Raw genomic sequence first — 17,979 nt, 5'->3', positions numbered from 1 at the left:
CTGAAGAATCGCACGGCGCTGACCACGGCCTATGCCGCCGGGCTGCGGGTATCGGAGGTAGTGGCGCTCAAGTTGGCCGACATCGACAGCGGCCGGATGGTGATCCGGATCGAGCAGGGCATCGGGGGCCTCCTGTCTGTAGGGTGGTCGGGAAACCAACCCTGTCAGACGGGAGCCTTCGACGTCACATCAGGCTCCAATACCGCGCCAGCGGTTTCGTTCAATCCCCTCCGAGTCACTTCGGACGTCGAGCGGTATGAGGTTCTGGAAGGCAGTTTTCGCGAAGGTATTGAGTTTAATCGTGATGGTGTCGCGTCGATTTGGCGCCCGTCCAAGCGCAGCGAAAGCATTGTAGCGCACCTCTTTTTGCAGCGCCTCTTCGCGGGCGAAGTGCTCGGTGGTGTAATCCATCAGCGCCAGCAGCACCCGCGCCGCCCGCTTGTGGTCGATCTCGGCCGCCACGGCCGCTTTGAAGCTGTTGACCAACCCGATCAGATGACGATGGTCGGCATCGATCGCCGCGTCCCCCACACTCATCGCGTCACGCCAGGCAATGGACATGGTCGGCTCCCCCGCGCATTCTGTCCCCCACCCATCCACAGCCCGATCACAACCGCGAATCGCCCGTACCAAGAGACGATAGATGCAGCCTCTCACGACCATTGGGGGAACATTTCGATGATGGCCGGATCGCATATGGTGGTCGGCGCCGCCCTGTGGGCGGTGACCGCTCGCGCCGCCGGTCTCGACCCGGCCGAGCCGGTCGCGCTGTCGGCGGCCCTGGCCGGCGCTCTGCTGCCCGACATCGATCATCCGCAAAGCTGGGCCGGGCGAAAGTTCCGTGTGGTCTCGGTGCCGTTGGCGATGGTGGTCGGCCATCGCGGCATCACCCATTCCCTGCTGGCGGTGATCGCCGGGATCGCGGCGCTGGCCATGATGGGGCTGAATCAGCCGATGGCGCCGCTGGTGGTGGGCTATCTGTCGCATCTGGCCGCCGACGGGGTGACGCCGTCGGGGGTGCCGCTGCTGTGGCCCAGCCGGCGCCGCTTCACCCTGAACCTGTGTTCCACCGGATCGTGGATCGAATTCGCCCTGGTGGCGGTGATCGCCGCTCTGGGCGGTTGGGCCGCCGGTCTGGACCTGAGCGCTTTGCCCCGACCATCGGGCTGGCGGGGCTTGTGATCGATCGCGGTTCGATTATGCTGAATGGCGGGGGAAATAAGTGTGTGGGGGCGCTGATGCGCTTGTATCTGGATGTGGACGGCACCTTGCTGCGGCGTTCGGGTCACGCCCGATTGCGCGGCGAGTTCGCGCCGGCCACCAATTTGTTGCGTTTCCTGGAATGGGCGGCGGCCGGGTTCGAGTGCATCTGGGTGACCTCGCGCACCCGTCACGGCGACGTCGATAAGCTGCTGCCGGTGCTGCGCCAGGCCATCGGCCCGGGCGAGGAATGGGACCGCATCCACGCCATCGCCGCGTCGTTCGCCGCGCCGGTCTGGCAGGATTTCAAGGCCGAGGCCATGGAGCTGGGCGAGGATTTCGTCTGGATCGACGATTCTCCGGAAGAGGAATCGCTGGACGCCCTGCAGCGGGCCGGACGCCACAAAAGCTGGATCAAGGTCGATATCGAGCAGCGTCCCGACGATCTGCGCCGGGTGATGGATCTGGTGGAAAGCCTGGATTTCCGCGAGGCTGCCGCCTAAGCGGCGGTGCTGCCGGTCGACAACGCAAAAGGCCGTGGTTTCCCACGGCCTTTTATGCGGTCCAATTGGAGCGGGCGAAGGGATTCGAACCCTCGACCCCAACCTTGGCAAGGTTGTGCTCTACCCCTGAGCTACGCCCGCTTCCTTGGCGTTTCCGTCGGCGTTGCCGCGTTCGGAGGCCCGGATAATACGCAAAGCATCGTCCTGATCAAGTCCTTTTTTCGAGTTTTTTTCACCCGCGCGCGATCACCCCCTTTGCCCTTGCCACAGGTGCGGCTACGGTCCATCTATGTGCGTGTTCAGGGATGTAAATTCGGACGGACGCTGATGGAACTGATTTTCGGTGCCGGCAACAAGCCGGCGGGCAATGGCGGGCAGGCAGGCGACCTGATCAAGGACGGCTCGACCGCCAGTTTCGTCACCGACGTCATCGAGGCCTCACGCAAGGTTCCGGTGATCGTCGATTTCTGGGCGACCTGGTGCGGGCCGTGCAAGCAATTGGGCCCGGCGCTGGAAAAGGTCGTCAAGGAGTTCAAGGGCGCCGTCCGCATGGTCAAGATCGACGTCGACAAGAACCAGGACCTGGCCATGCAGCTGCGGGTCCAGTCGGTGCCGACCGTCTATGCCTTCAAGGACGGCCGCCCGGCCGACGCCTTCGTCGGCGCCCAGACCGAAAGCCAGCTGCGCGCCTTCATCGGGCGCCTGACCGGCGGCGGCCCGGAAACCTCGACCGCCGATCTGCTGGCCGAGGCGGCCCAGATCCTGGCCGAGGGCGACGCCCAGATGGCCGCCCAGCTTTATCAGCAGGTGCTGGGCGAGGACCCGACCAACGGTCCGGCCAATGCCGGCTTCCTGCGCTGCCTGCTGGCGGTCGGCCAGATCGACGCTGCCAAGCAGATGCTGGGCGAGCTGCCGCCCGAACTTCTCAAGCATGCCGATATCGCCGCCGTGATCAGCGCCATCGAGCTGGCCGAGCTGGCGGCCAAGGCGGCCGGCGCCACCGCCGACCTGCGCCGGCGTCTGGCCGCCGACGCCGACGACCACCAGGCCCGCTATGACCTGGCGCTGGCCTATTACGGCGGCGGCGAGCCCGAGGCGGCGGTCGATGAATTGCTGGAATTGTTCCGCCGCAACCGCGCCTGGAACGAGGACGGGGCCCGCAAGCAGCTGATCAAGCTGTTCGAGGCGTTCGGCCCCACCCACCCGCTGACGCTTTCGGGCCGCAAGCGTCTGTCGGCACTGCTGTTCAGTTGATCGAAATGGCCGCGCCGCGCCTGACCATCGCCGATCTCCCCGCCGTGGTGCCGGTTTTCGCGGTGCCCGGCGCGTTGCTGCTGCCAGGCGCCCGGCTGCCCTTGACGGTGTTCGAGCCGCGCTATCTGGCCATGGTCGATGATTGCCTGGGCGCCGGCCGTCTGTTCGCGCTGGTTCAGCCGGCTCCCAATCCCCATGCCGAAGGCGCCGTCGCCGGGCTTTATGGCACCGGGATCGTCGCCCGCATCGTCGCCTTTGGCGAAACCGGCGACGGCCGCTATTTGATCACCGCGCTGGGCCTGTGGCGGTTTCGTCTGGCCGGCGAGGAACTGGGCCGCTCGGGCTATCGCCGGGTGGCGGCCGATTACACGCCTTATCGGTTCGACCTCGAGGGCGAGGCGCCGCAGGCGATCGACCGGCGCCGGCTGATGTCGGGCGTCAGCACCTATCTGGCCCGCCAAGGCGCCGCCCCCGACCAGTCCAAGCTGGACGAGGCGTCGGACGGCGAGTTGGTCACCGCCCTGGCGATGAGCGCGCCGCTCTCGCCCGAGGAAAAGCAGGCGATCCTCGAGGCCATGTCGACATCCGAGCGGGCTCGGCTGATGATGACCTTGTTCGAGATGGCCCTGCTGGCCGATACCGGCCAGGATGTCCGACACTGATCTTTGTGCGCACTATATCTAAGGACTGAACCACCATGAGCGAACGTGTTCCGGGGATCGATCCCAAGCTGATGGAAATCCTGGTCTGCCCGGTGTCCAAGGGGCCGTTGCGCTATGATTCCGCGCGCCAGGAACTGGTCAGCGACAAGGCTGGCCTGGCCTATCCCATTCGCGACGGCATCCCGATCATGCTGCCCGACGAGGCGCGGCCGCTGGACGGACAGGGAGAGCAAGCATGAGCCAGAATTTCGGCAGCCAGCACTGCCCGGAAGAAATCAAGGTCAAGAAGGCCGAGCGCCGTCTGGACATTCGCTTCGAGGACGGCGCCGAATTCCAGATCCCGGCCGAGTTGCTTCGGGTCGAAAGCCCCTCGGCCGAGGTCCAGGGCCATGGCCCGGGCGAGAAGACCCTGGTGGCGGGCCGGTCGCATGTCGGCATCATCGCCGTCGAGCCGGTCGGCAATTATGCCGTCAAGATCGTGTTCGACGATCTGCACGATTCCGGCATCTATACCTGGGATTGCCTGTATTGGCTGGGGGCCAGCCAGGACCAGATCTGGCGCGAGTACGAAGCCGCGCTGGCGGCCGCCGGCCTGTCGCGCCATCCCAACGCCACCAGCACCCAGGCGGCGGCGCCCAAGCAATCGGGCTGCGGGTGCGGCTCGGGCGGCAAGGGCGGCTGCGGCTAACCGGGTGTGCGTGGAAAGGTACACCGAGCGGAGCGAGGGACTTTTCCACGATCGGCTAATCGGTCTCCAGTTCGCTGTCCCAGTACAGGAAGTCGCGCCACGATTGGTGCAGGCGATCGGGCGGGAAGGCCTGGCCGATGCTGTGCAGCAGGTGGCCCGACGGTTCGGCCGGTGGCACCAACAGGCGCATGCCGGCCTCGCGCGGCAATTTGTCGGCCTTGGCCAGGTTGCAGGCGCCGCAGGCCGCCACGACATTGCCCCAGCAGGTGGCCCCCCCGCGTGAGCGCGGGATGACGTGGTCGAAGGTCAGTTCGGCGGTGGGAAAGGCCCGGCCGCAATATTGGCAGGTGAAACGGTCGCGCAGGAACAGGTTGAAACGGGTGAAGGCCGGCCGGCGCGCCGTGGGGGCGTAATCCTTCAGCGAGACCACGCTGGGCAGGCGCAGGGACCGGCTGGGGGAATGGATGACCCGGTCATATTCCGACACCACGCTGACCCGACAGGACATGACCGCCTTGACCGTCTCCTGCCATGACCACAGGGACAGCGGAAAATAACTGAGCGGCCGGAAATCGGCATTCAGGACCAGGGCGGGATAGGTGTCGATGCGCTCGCGCTCCCTTCCACTCCATATAGTACGACACTAGCCGATTTTTCAGCGCCGATCCATGAAAGCGGCATGAAGAGATTTGGCCCGGTCGACTTTGGCTGGGTTGACTCTGGGGTGTCGCTCGGCTTATAAGCGCGGCTTCCGTTTTCTATTGCCGCCCCAAAGCGGACCTGTTGCCGGAGTATCCGTCGTGAAGCGTACTTTTCAGCCCTCCAAGATCGTCCGCGCCCGCCGTCATGGCTTCCGCTCGCGCATGGCCACCGTCGGCGGCCGCAAGGTCATCGCCAACCGCCGCTCCAAGGGCCGCAAGCGCCTGTCGGCTTAATCCGGCGTCATGGCCCTCGCGCTGGCGCGCCTGAAAAAGCGAGCGGATTTCCTTCGCATTGCCGCACAGCGCCGCAAGTGGGCCACGCCCGGACTGATCCTGCAGGCGGCGCCTGCGCCGCGATTCGACCCTCAAGCGGCTCCCGCGCCGCACATGGAAGCCGACGCCATCCGCGTCGGCTTTACCTGTTCCAAGAAGGTCGGCAATGCGGTGGCCCGCAACCGGGCCAGGCGGCGCCTGAAGGCCGCGGTTGCCGAGCTTTTTCCGGATTTGGCCGCGGGCGGACTGGATTATGTGGTGATCGGCCGGACCGAAACGGTGACGCGGCCATATTCTCTTCTCTTGCAGGATTTGCGGACCGCGTTAAAACGTGTGGTCGCGCCGCGCAACGGGGGGGCGTGACGGCCATGGGACCGGTCGCTTGGCTGCTGCGGGGGGGCGTTCGCGCCTATCAGCTGCTGCTGTCGCCGATCCTGCCGGCCAGTTGCCGTTTTTTCCCCTCGTGCTCGGCTTATGCCCTTGAGGCGCTGGCCAAGCACGGGGCCATCAAGGGAACCTGGCTGGCGGCACATCGCGTGTGCCGCTGCCATCCATGGAACGACGGCGGTTTCGACCCCGTCCCCGAACCGAAGTCGAAGGCCCCTTCCAGCGGCCATCCGGATAGGACGTCATGAACGAACAGCGCAACCTGTTTCTTGCCATCGCCCTCTCGGTCCTGATCCTGTTCGGGTTCCAGTGGCTGTTCCCGTCGAAGCCGGTGCCGCAGGCCACGCCGATTCCGGCCACCCAAGCCGCCGGCACGCCGCCGGTACCCCAAGCCGCCACCGAGGCGGTGGCCCCGGCCGCGCAGCAGGCGGCCAAGGCCGCCAGCCGCGCCGACACCGTGGGCGCCGGGCGCCGCATCACCATCCGCACCGATCGCCTGCATGGCTCGATCAATCTGCTGGGCGCGCGTCTCGACGATCTGACCCTGGCCGGCTACCGCGAGACCACCGACCCCAACAGCCCGGAAATCGTCGTGCTGTCGCCGGCCGGCGCGCCGCACCCCTATTACGCTGAATTCGGCTGGGTGCCGGCCGATCCCACCGTCAAGGTGCCGGGTGCCGACACCCAATGGTCTTCGGCTGCCACCGAGCTGGGCGTCGGCGGCCAGGCGGTGCTGAGCTGGGACAATGGCGACGGCCTGCGTTTCGTGCGCACCGTCAGCGTCGATGAAAATTACATGTTCCGCGTCCAGCAGCGGGTCGAGAATTACGGCACCAAGCCGCTGACGCTCCATGCCTATGCCCTGGTGGCCCGCACCGGCACGCCCAAGACCGAGGGCATGTACATCCTGCATGAAGGTCCGTTGGGCGTGTTCAACGGCACCTTGAAGGAACTGAAGTACGACGACCTCAAGAAGGACGGCACGGTGCGCGAAAAGAGCACCGGCGGCTGGATCGGCATCACCGACAAATATTGGCTGACCGCCCTGATTCCCGATCAGAAGGTCGAGGCCACCGGCCGCTTCGTCCATCAGCGTCTGGATGCCGGCGATCGCTATCAGGTCGATTTCACCGGGGCCGCGACGGTGGTGCCGGCTGGCGGCTCGATCGAGGCGGCGGTCAACCTGTTCGCCGGGGCCAAGCAGGTCGGCCTGCTGGATGCCTATGGCGAGAAGCTGGGCGTCGAGCGCTTCGACCTGGCCATCGATTTCGGCTGGTTCTACTTCCTGACCAAGCCGCTGTTCTATCTGATCAAGATGTTCCATGACGCCCTGGGCAATATGGGCCTGGCCATCATGGCGCTGACGGTGATCATCAAGCTGATCATGTTCCCGCTGGCCAACAAGTCCTATGTGTCGATGTCGAAGATGAAGGTGCTGCAGCCCGAGATCCAGGCGCTGCAGGCCAAGTTCGGCGACGACAAGGTCCGCGTCCAGCAAGAGATGATGGCCCTTTACAAGCGCGAGAAGGTCAACCCGGTGTCGGGCTGCCTGCCGATGCTGATCCAGATCCCGGTGTTCTTCGCCCTTTACAAGGTGCTGTTCGTCACCATCGAGATGCGGCACGCGCCGTTCTATGGCTGGATCCACGATCTGTCGGCCGCCGATCCGACCAATCTGTTCAACCTGTTCGGCCTGATCCCGTTCGACGCCAACGCCATCTTGCCGGCCTTCATGCATATCGGCGTGTGGCCGATCATCATGGGCATCACCATGTGGCTGCAGCAGAAGCTGAACCCACAGCCGGCCGATCCGGTCCAGGCCAAGATGTTCATGTTCCTGCCGTTCCTGTTCACCTTCATGCTGGGCCAGTTCGCGGCCGGCCTGGTGATCTATTGGGCCTGGTCCAACGCGCTGTCGATCCTGCAGCAATGGTTGATCATGCGGAAGGCGGGGGCCAAGCACTGACCGACATTCTTTCGCCCGAACAGGAAGCAGCCGCCCTGGTGGAATCCGGGCGGCTGTTGTTCGCCCGCGACATCACCTTCCTCAGGGGTGCGGTGGCGCTGGACGGCCTGCCCGACGCCGGCAAGCCGGAAATCGCCTTCGCCGGGCGCTCGAATGTCGGCAAAAGCTCGTTGATCAACGCGCTGTGCGGGCGCTCGACGGTGGCCCGGACCTCGAACACGCCGGGCCGCACCCAAGAACTGAACTTCTTCGACGTCAATGGCCGCCTGGTGATGGTCGACATGCCGGGCTATGGCTTCGCCAGCGCGCCCAAGGACAAGGTCGATGCCTGGACCCGGCTGGTGAAGGGCTACCTGAAGGGCCGCCCGACGCTTCGGCGCTGTTTCCTGCTGGTGGATTCCCGCCACGGCCTGAAGGACAGCGACCGCGATATGATGAAGCTTCTTGATCAGGCGGCGGTCATTTACCAAGTCGTTCTGACCAAGATCGACAAGTTGAAGGCCTCCGAGGTCGAAGCGGTCCGCGCCCGCACGGTGGACGAGATTTCCCGTCACGTCGCCGCGCATCCGGTGCTGATCCTGACCAGTTCGGAAAAGGGGCTGGGCCTGGCCGATCTGAGGTGCGAAATCGTGCAACTGGCCGAAGCGGAGAAAGCGTCATGAGCGACGAGACCCCCGACATCCTGCATGACCGTCAGGCGTGGCTGGACCGCGCCAAGACGCTGTCGGAATCGCTGCCCTTCATGCGCCAGTATTCCGACGAGACCATTGTCGTCAAGTATGGCGGCCACGCCATGGAATCGGCCGATCTGGCGCGGCTGTTCGCCCGCGACATCGTGCTCTTGAAGCAGGTCGGCATCAACCCGGTGGTGGTCCATGGCGGCGGCCCGCAGATCGACGCCATGCTGAAGCGCCTGGACATCCAGACCCCACGCGTCGATGGCCTGCGCTACACCGACGAGGCCACCGTCGAGGTGGTCGAGATGATCCTGTCGGGCAAGATCAACAAGCAGATCGTGTCGGCCATCAACGAAGCCGGCGGTTTCGCCGTCGGCCTGTCGGGCAAGGACGGCCACCTGATCCGCGCGCGCAAGCTGCGCCGGACCAAGAAGGACCCCGACAGCCAGATCGAGAAGGTCCTGGATCTGGGTTTCGTCGGCGAGCCGTCGGAAATCACCCCGCACATCCTGGATTTCTTCCGCGAATCCGACGTGATTCCGGTGATCGCCCCGGTGGGCATGGGTAATGCCGGCGAGACCTACAACATCAACGCCGACACCGCCGCCGGCGCCATCGCCGCCGCCACCGAGGCCCGCCGCCTGTTGATGCTGACCGACGTCGCCGGCGTGCTGGACAAGGCCGGCAACCTGATCCCGGAAATGACCGTCAGCCAGGCCAAGGAATACATCGCCGACGGCACCATCTCGGGCGGCATGATCCCCAAGGTGGAAACCTGCCTGCAGGCGGTCGAGGACGGCGTCGAGGCGGCGGTCATCCTGGACGGCCGGGTGCCGCACGCTTTGCTGCTGGAACTGTTCACCCCGCACGGCGTCGGCACGCTGATCAAGCGGGATTAATGAAGTTTGGGGGCGGCGTTGGCCGCCCCCTTCCCTACAGCACCGTCAGCATGCTCGCCACCAGCGGATGGCGGACGATGTCGGCTTCATCCAGATCGACCACCGAGATGCCGGCGACATTGCGCAGGCGGGCGGCGATGTCGGCAAGGCCCGACACCCCCGGCAGCAGGTCTGACTGGTCGGGATCGCCGGTCAGTACCATGGTCGAGTGCCAGCCCAGCCGGGTCAGCAGCATCTTGATCTGGCCATAGGTGCAGTTCTGTGCCTCGTCGATCACCACGAAGGCGTTGTTGAGCGTGCGCCCGCGCATATAGGCGATGGGCGCCACCTCGATGGTGCCGTCGGCCAGACAGGCGCGCAGGCGCTTGCCGCCCAGGCGGTCGGACAGGGCGTCGGTGAGAGGGCGTAGATAGGGCGCCAACTTGTCTTGCATGTCGCCGGGCAGGAAGCCCAGGGACTCGCCGGCTTCCACCGCCGGGCGCGACAGGATGATGCGTGACACCCGGCCTTCCTCGAAGGCCTCGACCGCGGTCGAGATGGCCAGATAGGTCTTGCCGGTCCCGGCCGGACCCAGGGCGACGGTCAGGTTATGCTCGCGCACCGCATCCATCAGCCGTTTCTGGCCGGCGCTTTGCGGCTTCACCTTGCGCAGATAGCTTTGGTCGCGGCTGTCGTCCTCGCCCAGCGGATGCCAATCGGGCTCGGACGGATACAGACGGACCACGGATTCCTGCTTGCTTTGGGCACGCTCACGCGTGGCTCGCTTGGCCATGCTCGACTCCTTCGCTGACGCTGATCGGGCAACAAAAAAGCCTTCCCGAAGGGAAGGCCTGGAACGCGGGGAAGCGCTGTACGGAACCACCGACGACCGCAACGGTCGCGGGTGGCAAAAAAAGGATCAGGGATGCTCGACACGCTGCCAAGTGGTCACAACCCCCATATGAAGTGACGCCATCCACGAAAGGACGCTAACAGAGGGGGAGTCCGCCTGTCAGCAACAATCGCCTTGGGGCGCGGCATGTCATGGGGATGTAAAAAAGGCCCCGCCGAGGCGGGGCCTTGATTTGAAACGCCTTAGTCGGCGGCCTGAACCGCGACGACTTCCGGCACATAATACTTCAGCATGTTCTCGATGCCGTGCTTCAGCGTCGCCGACGAGCTGGGGCAGCCCGAGCAGGCGCCTTGCAAGTGCAGATAGACGATGCCGTCCTCGAACGAGCGGAAGATGATGTCGCCGCCGTCCTGGGCCACAGCCGGGCGGACGCGGGTCTCGATCAGTTCGCGGATCTGGCGGACGACGTCGGATTCCTCTTCGTCGGACTGGGCGTCGTCGCCGGCCTCGATCACCGGCTGGCCGGACGAGAAATGCTCCATGATGGCGGCCAGGATCTGCGGCTTCAGCACCGACCAATCGGTGGCGCCGTCCTTGCCGACGGTGACGAAATCGAAGCCCAGGAACACGCTGGACACGCCGGGAACGGCGAACAGGCGGGTGGCCAGCGGCGAGCGCTTGGCGGCGGTGGGATCGACGAAATCGACGGTGCCCTTGGTCATCACTTCGCAACCGGGCAGGAACTTCAAGGTCGACGGGTTGGGCGTGGCTTCGGTTTGGATGAACATCGAATTTCCTTAAAGCGGATTGCAGGGCATGGGCGGTTCAACGTAAATGGCTCGTGCCAGCCACCGAGTCAAGGCCGAAACCCGACCGTTCCGCTCAGGTGATCGCGGTGATCTGGGCGTCGGTCAGGTTGCCCGGCACGATGGTCAGGGGCACGCGCAGCTTGCCGATGAATTTTCCGGTCAGGGCGCTGATCAGCGGTCCCGGCCCGTTCGAGCCGGTATCGGCGGCCAAAACCAGGATCGAGATCTGCGGATCCTCGTCGATCAGGGCGATCAATTGTTCGCGCGGATTGCCCTCGCGGACATAAAGCACCGGAAGCTGGCCCGACATGGCATTGACCTCGGCGGCCAGGCGTTCCAGCAGGGCCTCGGCATTCTGGCGCGCTTCGGCCCGCATCAGGTTGCCGATCGAGGCGAAGTGCTGGTACTCGGTCGGCTCGATCACCCGGAGCAGGGCGACGCGGCCGCCGGTGTGGCGGGCGCGCCGACAGGCGAACATCAGGGCGGAGCGCATTTCGTCGCTGTCATCGACGACCACCAGAAAGACGCGGGTCTGCTCGGGCATGGCCGGTTCTCTCCTACTTCTTGAAGGCGATTGCGGCCAGCCAGCCGGCCGAGGCCGCCAGCACGATGGCCAGGATACCGTAAGCCACCGCTTGCTGGTTGGCGAAATCGTACACGTCGGCGCCGATACCGATCTTCGAGATGATCAACGGCGTGGTCTGGGCGCTGACCACCTCGCCATCATGGATCAGATAGACTTCTACCAGATAAGTGCCAACCGGCACGTTGGCCGGAAAATGCAGATCGGTGCGGAACAGTCGGTGGCTCAACAGGCTGACCGGCAGGGTCTCGGTGCCGTAAAGGCCCTTCTTCTGCTTCAGGCGGATCACCGCGTCGCGGTACTGGCCGGGATCGGCGGCGGCATCGGTGCTATCGATTTCCAGGTCCAGATGGTCCAGGCCGATCTGATGGCGCTCCAGCACCGGGGTCGGCGCCAGCTTGTCGATCGGCTTGGTCGAGGCCACCGCATAGAAGCTGGGGGCATTGCGGATATGGGCCGCGCCGCTATTGATCCAGATGCCGGCCTGCTTGTCCTTGCGCCGCACCATCTCCTCGCGGTTGGGGCCGCGCACCACCACCACCACCTCGCCGTCGCCCTCGACGGCGCCGAACAGCAAGACGTCGGTGCCGGCAAAGCCGGTGGTGATCGCCACCAGATGCTTGGACAGGTCGGCGACCAGGGGCTCGGCGGCCATGGCCGGGGGGACCCGGCCGAACATCAGGGCCGGGGGGACCAGGCCAAGGGCCAGGGCCAGAGAGAGAATCAGGCGTTTCATCAGTGCTTGCCCCCCGCGCCCAAGGTGAACAGATCGCCCGGGACCGAGACCAGGTCGATGCCCAGCTTGATGCACACTCCCAAGACGATCACCGCCAGCAGCACGCGCAATTGCTCGCCCTTCAGCCGGACCGACATCTTGGCGCCGATCTGGGCGCCGATGACGCCGCCCAGCAGCAGCAGCAGCGCCAGCACCACATCGACGGTGTGGTTGCGGGTGGCGTGCAGGAAGGTCGAATTGGCGGTGACGAAGATGATCTGGAACAGCGAGGTGCCGACGACCACCGTGGTCGGCATGCCCAGGATATAGATCATCGCCGGCACCATGATGAAGCCGCCGCCGACACCCATGATCGCCGCCAGCACGCCGACCAGCAGCCCCAGCGCCAGCGGCAGGATCACGCTGCAATGCAGGTCCGAGCGGGCGAAATGGACCTGGAAGGGCAGCTTTTCCTTCCAGCCGGCCACCTTGGCCGCCTTCATCTCGGCCTCGCTCTTGGGCTTCTTGAACAGCGACTGGACGCTTTCGATGAACATCAACCCGCCGACGATGCCCAGGAACACCACATAGCACAGCGCGATGACCAGATCGATCTGGCCGGCCTGGCGCAGCCACTTGAACAGTTCGACGCCGCCGAACGAACCGATGAAGCCGCCGACCGTCAGGATCAGGCCCATCTTGATGTCGACATTGCCGCGGCGCCAGTGGGCAAGCACGCCCGACACCGACGAGGCGACGATCTGCGCGGCCTCGGTGCCGACCGACACGGCGGGGGGAATGCCCAAGAAGATCAACAGCGGCGTCATCAAAAAGCCGCCACCGACCCCGAACAGGCCGGACATGAAGCCGACGCCACTGCCCAACCCCAGGATCAGGAAGACGTTGACGCTCATTTCGGCAATGGGAAGGTAAATCTGCATGGCGAATGGACCTAGTGTCCTGCCCCCGAAATTCGCGCCACGAATTTCGGGGATAAGCAGGCCACTCATTTGTTGAATCGTGTGGTGATTCCGAAAGTGGCGAAAGGGCGCCAATTTCGGAATCACCACACCGGCGGCGCACGGGTCCCCCGTTTGTCGCGCCGACGGCCATCCTTGGCAACAAGAATTTTATGGTTTTCTAATGTTCGCCGGAAAAAGCCGCGATTCAGCCCAGTCGAGCGGCGATGGCGGCCATCTTGGCGCGGGCCTGCAGCAGGTGATAGCCCTGGGCGGTCAGGTGGCTGGGCAGCAGCGTGGCGTCGCCGGCGCCGCTTAAGACCACCGGCGGGTCCAGGCTGGCGGCACGGTTCAAGGACAGCAGAAGCGTCGACCACAGATCGTCCAGATTGCGCTTGGCCAGCAATTCGGCGAAATCGGCGCCCAGTTCGCGGGTGATCAGGGCGTGGGCGTAAAGGCGGCCCTTGGTGGTGTAGAACAAGGTGTCGGCGTCGAAATCCAGGAAGATCGAGCGATCCTCGACCAGATGGGAATCCAGGGCGTCGGCGGCGACGCCCAGATCGGCGATGGCGTGGATCAGCAGGGTGCGCAAGCTTTCGGCCGAGCGGTCGTAACGGGCCTCGCCGGCGCTCAGGCGCTCGTTGAAGATGTCGAGATTGCGGGCGGCGGCGCGGTATTGCTTTTCCGCCGAGGCGGTCGGCGCCCACGAGGTGCGCGGATCGAACTTCCACACCGTGCCGGGATATTTCAACAGGCCGGCGGCGCGGTCGAGTTCCGGGTCCTGGCCCTCGATGGCGCTCAAGGTGGCGGCGAAGCGCGACAGGCCGGCCAGCAGGCCTTGCTGGAAGGCCGGCATGTTGTCCAGCAGCGCCGACGGCTTGAACACCGGATCGTTGGCCACCCACTGATGGATATCGACCTCGCGGAAGATCAGGCGCGCGGCGATGGCCACCGCCCGGCTGTGCTCGGGCGCAGGATGACCGGCCGAGAAGGCCAGGTCGTCGTCGATCTTGTGGGCCGCCACCATGCCGACGGCATAGTAAAGGACGACCAGCCCGGCCAACCCCAAGGGCAGCCGGACGGCCCAGCGGCGCAGCCTGGAGGTGGGCGCCGGCTCCATCACGGCCTCAGGAAGCCGACGATGTCGTAGACGTCCTTCAAGATCGGCTCGGCGATGGCGTTGGCTCGCTCGGCACCCTTCTTCAGGATGGCGTCGATATGGCTGGGATCGTCCATCAGGCGGTTCATCTCGGTGTTGATCGGACCCAGGACCGCGACGGCCAGATCGACCAGCTCGGCCTTGAACTCGCTGAACTGCCGGCCGGCGAACTGGCTCGCCACCAGGGCCTTGTCCTTGTCCGACAGGGCGGCGTAGATACCGATCAGGTTGGACGCCTCGGGCCGGCCTTCAAGCCCGTCCAGGCTGTCGGGCATCGGAAACAGGTCGGTCTTGGCCTTCCTGACCTTCAGGGCGATGGTGTCGGCATCGTCGGTCATGTTGATGCGCGAATAATCGGATTCGTCCGACTTCGACATCTTCTTGGCGCCGTCGCGCAAGCTCATCACCCGGGTCGCGGCGCCGAAGATCAGTGGTTCCGGCTGCGGGAAGAAATCGATGCCATAATCGCTGTTGAACTTCTGGGCAGTGTCGCGGGCCAGTTCCAGATGCTGCTTCTGGTCCTCGCCCACCGGCACGTGGGTCGCCTTATAGGCCAGGATGTCGGCGCTCATCAGGTTGGGATAGGCGAACAGCCCGACCGAGGCGTTCTCCTTATGCTTGCCCGCCTTCTCCTTGAACTGGGTCATGCGGTTCAGCCAGCCGATGCGGGCGACGCAATTGAACACCCAAGCCAGCTGGGCGTGCGCCGGCACCATGCTTTGATTGAAGACGATGTGCTTGTCGGCGTCGATGCCGGCGGCGATCATGCCGGCGGCGACCTCGCGGGTGTTCTTGACCAGATCCTTGGGGTCCTGCCACACGGTGATGGCGTGCAGATCGACCATGCAGAAGATGCACTCGAACTCGTTTTGCAGGCGCACCCAGTTGCGGATCGCGCCCAGGTAATTGCCGAGGTGAAGGTTTCCGGTCGGCTGGACGCCGGAAAAGATGCGCTGCATGGACAAGTGCTCCAGGTTTGGACCCAAGGTGCGTCAGCTATAAGCCATGGGTTGGGCCTGTCAAGGACGGCGCCGCATCTGACCCTTCACTTCCGCCCAGCGCACCGCCCCCAGCAGCTGGGCCGAGGCGGCGAACAGGGTGATTCCGGCCACCACCATGACCGCCAGCAGGCCACCCGCCGCCAGGGCGCCGTCGGCCAGCGGCCACAGATAATGGTGCGCCGCCGCCAGGGGGGCGGCCATGATCAGCGCGGCCAGCACGATGCGCGGTGCCCGGCGCTTCAGGCGGGCATCGATGGTGAACAGGCCTTGCCGGGCCAGCAGCACCGCCAGCACCAAGGCGTTGAACCAAGCGGCCAGGGCGGTGGCCAGCGCCATGCCGACATGGGCCAGCGGCCCGACCAGGGCCAGGTTCAGGGCGATGTTGACCACCATGGTCGCACCCGCCACCTTGACCGGGGTGCGGGTGTCCTCGCGGGCGAAAAAGGCCGGCACCAGCGCCTTGACCAGCACGAAGGCCGGCAGGCCGATGGCGAAGGCCGACAGAGCCGCGGCGGTTGCCGTTGTTTCGGCCGGGCCGAAGGCGCCCCGCTGGAACAGCACCTGCACCACCGGCGCTCCCATGGCGATCAGCGCGGCCGCCGCCGGCACGGTCATCACCAGCCCCAGTTCCAGGGCGCGGTTCTGGCTGTCCAGGGCGTCCTGCAGGCGGCCTTCCTTGATCTGGCGCGACAGCAGGGGCAAAAGCGCGGTGCCGATGGCGACGCCGATCACGCCCAGCGGCAATTGGTTGATGCGGTCGGCATAATTCAGATAGCTGACGGCGCCGTTGGCGACGCCTGAGGCGATGATGGTGTTGACCAGCAGATTGACCTGATAGACCCCGGCCCCGACCGCGCCGGGCACGATGCGCCGGGCCAGGGTGCGGACCTCGGGGGTCAGGCGAGGCAGGACCGGGCCTAAGCCCATGCCGGCCTTTCGGACCGCGACGGCCAGCCACAGGAACTGGGCGATGCCGGCGGCGAAGGTGCCCCAGGCCAAGGCGTGGCCCGGCGTGGCGGTGACCGGGGTCAGCGCCCACAATCCGGTCATGCCGACCACGTTCAGCAGCACCGGGGTCCCGGCGGCCGCCGCGAAGCGGCCCAGCGAGTTCAGCACGCCTGCCTGCAGCGCGGTCAGCGAGATGAACAACAGATAGGGAAAACAGATGCGCGCCAGATCGGCGGCCAGCTCGATCTTGCCGGGCACCGCGTCGAAGCCGGGCGCCAAGCCGTAGATCGCCCACGGCATCGCCAGTTCCATGATTCCTACGAAGATCGCCAGCACCAGGGCCATCACCGCCAGCGCCTTCTGGGCGAAGGCCTGGGCGGCGGCCGGGCCTTCGGCGGCCAGTTTCCTGGTGAACAGCGGCACGAAGGCGGCGTTGAAGGCGCCCTCGGCGAACAGCGAGCGGAACAGGTTGGGGAAGCGGAAGGCGACGAAGAAGGCGTCGGCGATCCAGCTGGCCCCCATGTAATGGGCGATCATCATCTCGCGCGCCAGACCGGTGACGCGCGAAGCCATGGTGAAGCCACTGACGGTGGCGATGGAGCGAAACAAAGACATCGCCGAAGCTTTACAGGAAATCGGCCGGGACTGGAATCGATTCACCGAATCTTGACGTGGCGCTGATAGTATCCAAATTAAGAAGCAGGGCGGTGCCGCTTGGGCCGCTGTCACCGGGTGCCGGAAACGGACCCATTTCCGTCTCGCTTCTCGAAGGAGGCCGCTCGATGTCTCGCCTTTCCGCCTTCAATTCGCCCTTGGCTCTGGGCTTCGACCATTTCGAGCGGGTGCTCGACCGCGTCGCCAAAAGCCAGGGCGAGGGTTACCCCCCCTACAATATCGAGCAGATCGGCGAGAACGGCCTGCGCATCAGCCTGGCGGTGGCCGGTTTCTCCATGGACGACCTGTCGGTCGGCCTGGAAGACAACCAACTGATCATCCGCGGCCGTCAGGCCGACGACGAATCCGGCCGCATCTTCCTGCATCGCGGTATCGCCGCCCGACAGTTCCAGCGCGCCTTCGTGCTGGCGGAAGGCATCGAAGTCGTCAACGCCACCTTGGATAACGGCCTGTTGCACATCGACCTGATGCGCCCCCGGCCGGAACCCCGGGTCAAGACCATTCCCATTCAAGGAGCAGGCTCAACCGCTTCTTCCGGTGCTCCGCGCACCATCGACGTCGCTGCCGATCATGGCGGCCACGGGCGCTCGCGGCCCAGAAACGGCCAGTGAAGGAGGACGACCATGAACAAGGAATTCGCCCCGCACCCCATCAGCCGCACCATCAGCCAGACCGATTTCGCCAATTGGGGCCTGCCGGAAATCGCCTTCATCAAGCGCGTTCAGACCGACGGCGAGATCGGCTGGGCCATCCACGCCGCCGACGGCACGCCGATGGGCCTAGCGTCCAGCCGTGAAATCGCCTTCGCCGCCGTCACCCAGCACGAGCTGGAACCGGTCAGCGTGCATTAGGCGCGAAGCGCTGAGTTATGCCTGTGGCATGCCCGTGCCGGGCCGTCTCAGGCGCCGCCGGGCTTAATATGGCGCCGAGGCGCGCGCCCGATCCCGGGCCGGCTCATACCGGCGAACGCTCGATCTGACTCGGCGGGGCTTGCCAACCAGCGGCAACCATGAATCACTGGGGTTCCACCAGATACAGGGGGAACCATGTTCGGTAGGCTCAAGATATCGGAAAAGATGACGGCGGCG

General features: G+C 65.4%; 24 protein-coding genes and 1 tRNA gene. 14 read left to right on the top strand and 11 right to left on the bottom strand.

Annotated features, from left to right (window positions below; translation table 11 throughout):
* Positions 1–189: 189 nt before the first annotated feature.
* Positions 190–561 (bottom strand): bacteriohemerythrin, encoded by a 372-nt coding sequence (locus tag A6A05_RS21000; RefSeq protein ID WP_172822295.1) that lies wholly within the window; start codon positions 559–561, stop codon positions 190–192.
* Positions 562–678: 117 nt separating this feature from the next.
* Here A6A05_RS21000 and A6A05_RS20995 point away from each other — a divergent pair, with 117 nt between their 5' ends.
* Both A6A05_RS20995 and A6A05_RS15785 read left to right on the top strand, forming a co-directional pair.
* The gene (locus tag A6A05_RS20995; RefSeq protein WP_068503414.1) at positions 679–1,182 is read left to right on the top strand and encodes a metal-dependent hydrolase; all 504 of its coding nucleotides are present in this window, start codon (positions 679–681) and stop codon (positions 1,180–1,182) included.
* A gap of 56 nt (positions 1,183–1,238) precedes the next feature.
* Positions 1,239–1,703: a hypothetical protein gene (locus tag A6A05_RS15785; RefSeq protein WP_156521098.1), complete on the top strand. Its 465-nt coding sequence runs from the start codon at positions 1,239–1,241 to the stop codon at positions 1,701–1,703.
* A gap of 66 nt (positions 1,704–1,769) precedes the next feature.
* On the opposite strand, the gene A6A05_RS15780 is transcribed toward A6A05_RS15785, so the two are convergent.
* Positions 1,770–1,844 (bottom strand) — tRNA-Gly (locus A6A05_RS15780).
* A gap of 186 nt (positions 1,845–2,030) precedes the next feature.
* Here A6A05_RS15780 and trxA point away from each other — a divergent pair.
* The 4 genes from trxA to A6A05_RS15760 are packed head-to-tail and all read left to right on the top strand — an operon-like array spanning position 2,031 to position 4,307.
* Positions 2,031–2,957: a thioredoxin gene (trxA, locus tag A6A05_RS15775; RefSeq protein WP_068503407.1), complete on the top strand. Its 927-nt coding sequence runs from the start codon at positions 2,031–2,033 to the stop codon at positions 2,955–2,957.
* Positions 2,958–2,962: 5 nt separating this feature from the next.
* Positions 2,963–3,619 carry an LON peptidase substrate-binding domain-containing protein gene (locus A6A05_RS15770; protein ID WP_068503419.1) on the top strand — a complete coding sequence of 219 codons (657 nt, stop codon included), beginning with the start codon at positions 2,963–2,965 and terminating at the stop codon, positions 3,617–3,619.
* A 35-nt stretch (positions 3,620–3,654) separates the two neighbouring features.
* Positions 3,655–3,858, top strand: coding sequence for a Trm112 family protein (locus A6A05_RS15765; RefSeq protein WP_068503404.1), 204 nt, complete (start codon positions 3,655–3,657; stop codon positions 3,856–3,858).
* The gene (locus tag A6A05_RS15760) at positions 3,855–4,307 is read left to right on the top strand and encodes a gamma-butyrobetaine hydroxylase family protein (RefSeq protein ID WP_068503400.1); all 453 of its coding nucleotides are present in this window, start codon (positions 3,855–3,857) and stop codon (positions 4,305–4,307) included. The genes A6A05_RS15765 and A6A05_RS15760 overlap by 4 nt, the downstream gene beginning before the upstream one ends.
* 55 nt (positions 4,308–4,362) lie before the next feature.
* Here the strand turns inward: A6A05_RS15760 and A6A05_RS15755 are convergent, their stop codons facing one another.
* The gene (locus A6A05_RS15755) at positions 4,363–4,941 is read right to left on the bottom strand and encodes an HNH endonuclease (RefSeq protein WP_425411945.1); all 579 of its coding nucleotides are present in this window, start codon (positions 4,939–4,941) and stop codon (positions 4,363–4,365) included.
* Between the two features lie 166 nt (positions 4,942–5,107).
* On the opposite strand from A6A05_RS15755, the gene rpmH reads away from it, so the two are divergent.
* From rpmH to argB, 6 genes are read left to right on the top strand one after another with little or no spacing between them, the layout of a single operon-like run.
* Positions 5,108–5,242 (top strand): 50S ribosomal protein L34, encoded by a 135-nt coding sequence (gene rpmH, locus A6A05_RS15750; RefSeq protein WP_068503395.1) that lies wholly within the window; start codon positions 5,108–5,110, stop codon positions 5,240–5,242.
* 9 nt (positions 5,243–5,251) lie between these two features.
* A complete protein-coding gene (gene rnpA, locus A6A05_RS15745; protein ID WP_068503394.1) occupies positions 5,252–5,644 on the top strand; it encodes a ribonuclease P protein component in 393 nt (130 codons plus the stop codon).
* 5 nt (positions 5,645–5,649) lie between these two features.
* Positions 5,650–5,916, top strand: coding sequence for a membrane protein insertion efficiency factor YidD (gene yidD, locus A6A05_RS15740; RefSeq protein ID WP_068503391.1), 267 nt, complete (start codon positions 5,650–5,652; stop codon positions 5,914–5,916).
* Entirely contained in the window at positions 5,913–7,634 is a 1,722-nt protein-coding gene (gene yidC, locus A6A05_RS15735) for a membrane protein insertase YidC (RefSeq protein WP_068503389.1), read from the top strand. The genes yidD and yidC overlap by 4 nt, the downstream gene beginning before the upstream one ends.
* Positions 7,598–8,296, top strand: a complete 699-nt coding sequence (gene yihA, locus A6A05_RS15730; protein WP_068503386.1) for a ribosome biogenesis GTP-binding protein YihA/YsxC — start codon at positions 7,598–7,600, stop codon at positions 8,294–8,296. Before yidC ends, yihA begins: the two co-directional genes overlap by 37 nt.
* Positions 8,293–9,210, top strand: coding sequence for an acetylglutamate kinase (gene argB / locus A6A05_RS15725; protein WP_068503384.1), 918 nt, complete (start codon positions 8,293–8,295; stop codon positions 9,208–9,210). Before yihA ends, argB begins: the two co-directional genes overlap by 4 nt.
* Before the next feature lie 34 nt (positions 9,211–9,244).
* On the opposite strand, the gene A6A05_RS15720 is transcribed toward argB, so the two are convergent.
* The 8 genes from A6A05_RS15720 to murJ form a co-directional block, all read right to left on the bottom strand.
* Positions 9,245–9,982 (bottom strand): PhoH family protein, encoded by a 738-nt coding sequence (locus A6A05_RS15720; RefSeq protein ID WP_068503381.1) that lies wholly within the window; start codon positions 9,980–9,982, stop codon positions 9,245–9,247.
* 302 nt (positions 9,983–10,284) lie between these two features.
* Entirely contained in the window at positions 10,285–10,830 is a 546-nt protein-coding gene (locus A6A05_RS15715) for a NifU family protein (RefSeq protein ID WP_068503380.1), read from the bottom strand.
* Between the two features lie 94 nt (positions 10,831–10,924).
* A complete protein-coding gene (locus A6A05_RS15710) occupies positions 10,925–11,395 on the bottom strand; it encodes a universal stress protein (RefSeq protein ID WP_068503377.1) in 471 nt (156 codons plus the stop codon).
* Between the two features lie 13 nt (positions 11,396–11,408).
* Entirely contained in the window at positions 11,409–12,170 is a 762-nt protein-coding gene (locus A6A05_RS15705; protein ID WP_068503374.1) for a TIGR02186 family protein, read from the bottom strand.
* The gene (locus tag A6A05_RS15700) at positions 12,170–13,090 is read right to left on the bottom strand and encodes a sulfite exporter TauE/SafE family protein (protein ID WP_068503372.1); all 921 of its coding nucleotides are present in this window, start codon (positions 13,088–13,090) and stop codon (positions 12,170–12,172) included. Before A6A05_RS15700 ends, A6A05_RS15705 begins: the two co-directional genes overlap by 1 nt.
* Positions 13,091–13,316: 226 nt before the next feature.
* Positions 13,317–14,228, bottom strand: coding sequence for a DUF2333 family protein (locus tag A6A05_RS15695; RefSeq protein ID WP_068503370.1), 912 nt, complete (start codon positions 14,226–14,228; stop codon positions 13,317–13,319).
* Positions 14,228–15,226 carry a tryptophan--tRNA ligase gene (gene trpS, locus A6A05_RS15690; protein ID WP_068503367.1) on the bottom strand — a complete coding sequence of 333 codons (999 nt, stop codon included), beginning with the start codon at positions 15,224–15,226 and terminating at the stop codon, positions 14,228–14,230. Before trpS ends, A6A05_RS15695 begins: the two co-directional genes overlap by 1 nt.
* A gap of 60 nt (positions 15,227–15,286) precedes the next feature.
* Positions 15,287–16,831 carry a murein biosynthesis integral membrane protein MurJ gene (gene murJ, locus A6A05_RS15685; RefSeq protein ID WP_068503364.1) on the bottom strand — a complete coding sequence of 515 codons (1,545 nt, stop codon included), beginning with the start codon at positions 16,829–16,831 and terminating at the stop codon, positions 15,287–15,289.
* Positions 16,832–16,998: 167 nt separating this feature from the next.
* Here murJ and A6A05_RS15680 point away from each other — a divergent pair, with 167 nt between their 5' ends.
* Together A6A05_RS15680 and A6A05_RS15675 are read left to right on the top strand one after the other, a co-directional pair.
* A complete protein-coding gene (locus A6A05_RS15680) occupies positions 16,999–17,502 on the top strand; it encodes an Hsp20 family protein (protein WP_068503361.1) in 504 nt (167 codons plus the stop codon).
* Positions 17,503–17,514: 12 nt separating this feature from the next.
* Complete coding sequence (locus tag A6A05_RS15675; RefSeq protein WP_068503358.1) at positions 17,515–17,742, top strand: DUF1150 family protein; 228 nt, start codon at positions 17,515–17,517, stop codon at positions 17,740–17,742.
* Positions 17,743–17,979: the final 237 nt, after the last annotated feature.

It is taken from the genome of Magnetospirillum moscoviense, from assembly GCF_001650635.1.
Taxonomy (GTDB): Bacteria; Pseudomonadota; Alphaproteobacteria; order Rhodospirillales; family Magnetospirillaceae; genus Magnetospirillum; species Magnetospirillum moscoviense.
Note: the sequence above shows the minus strand (reverse complement) of the source record. Positions and strands in the feature narration are given on the sequence as shown.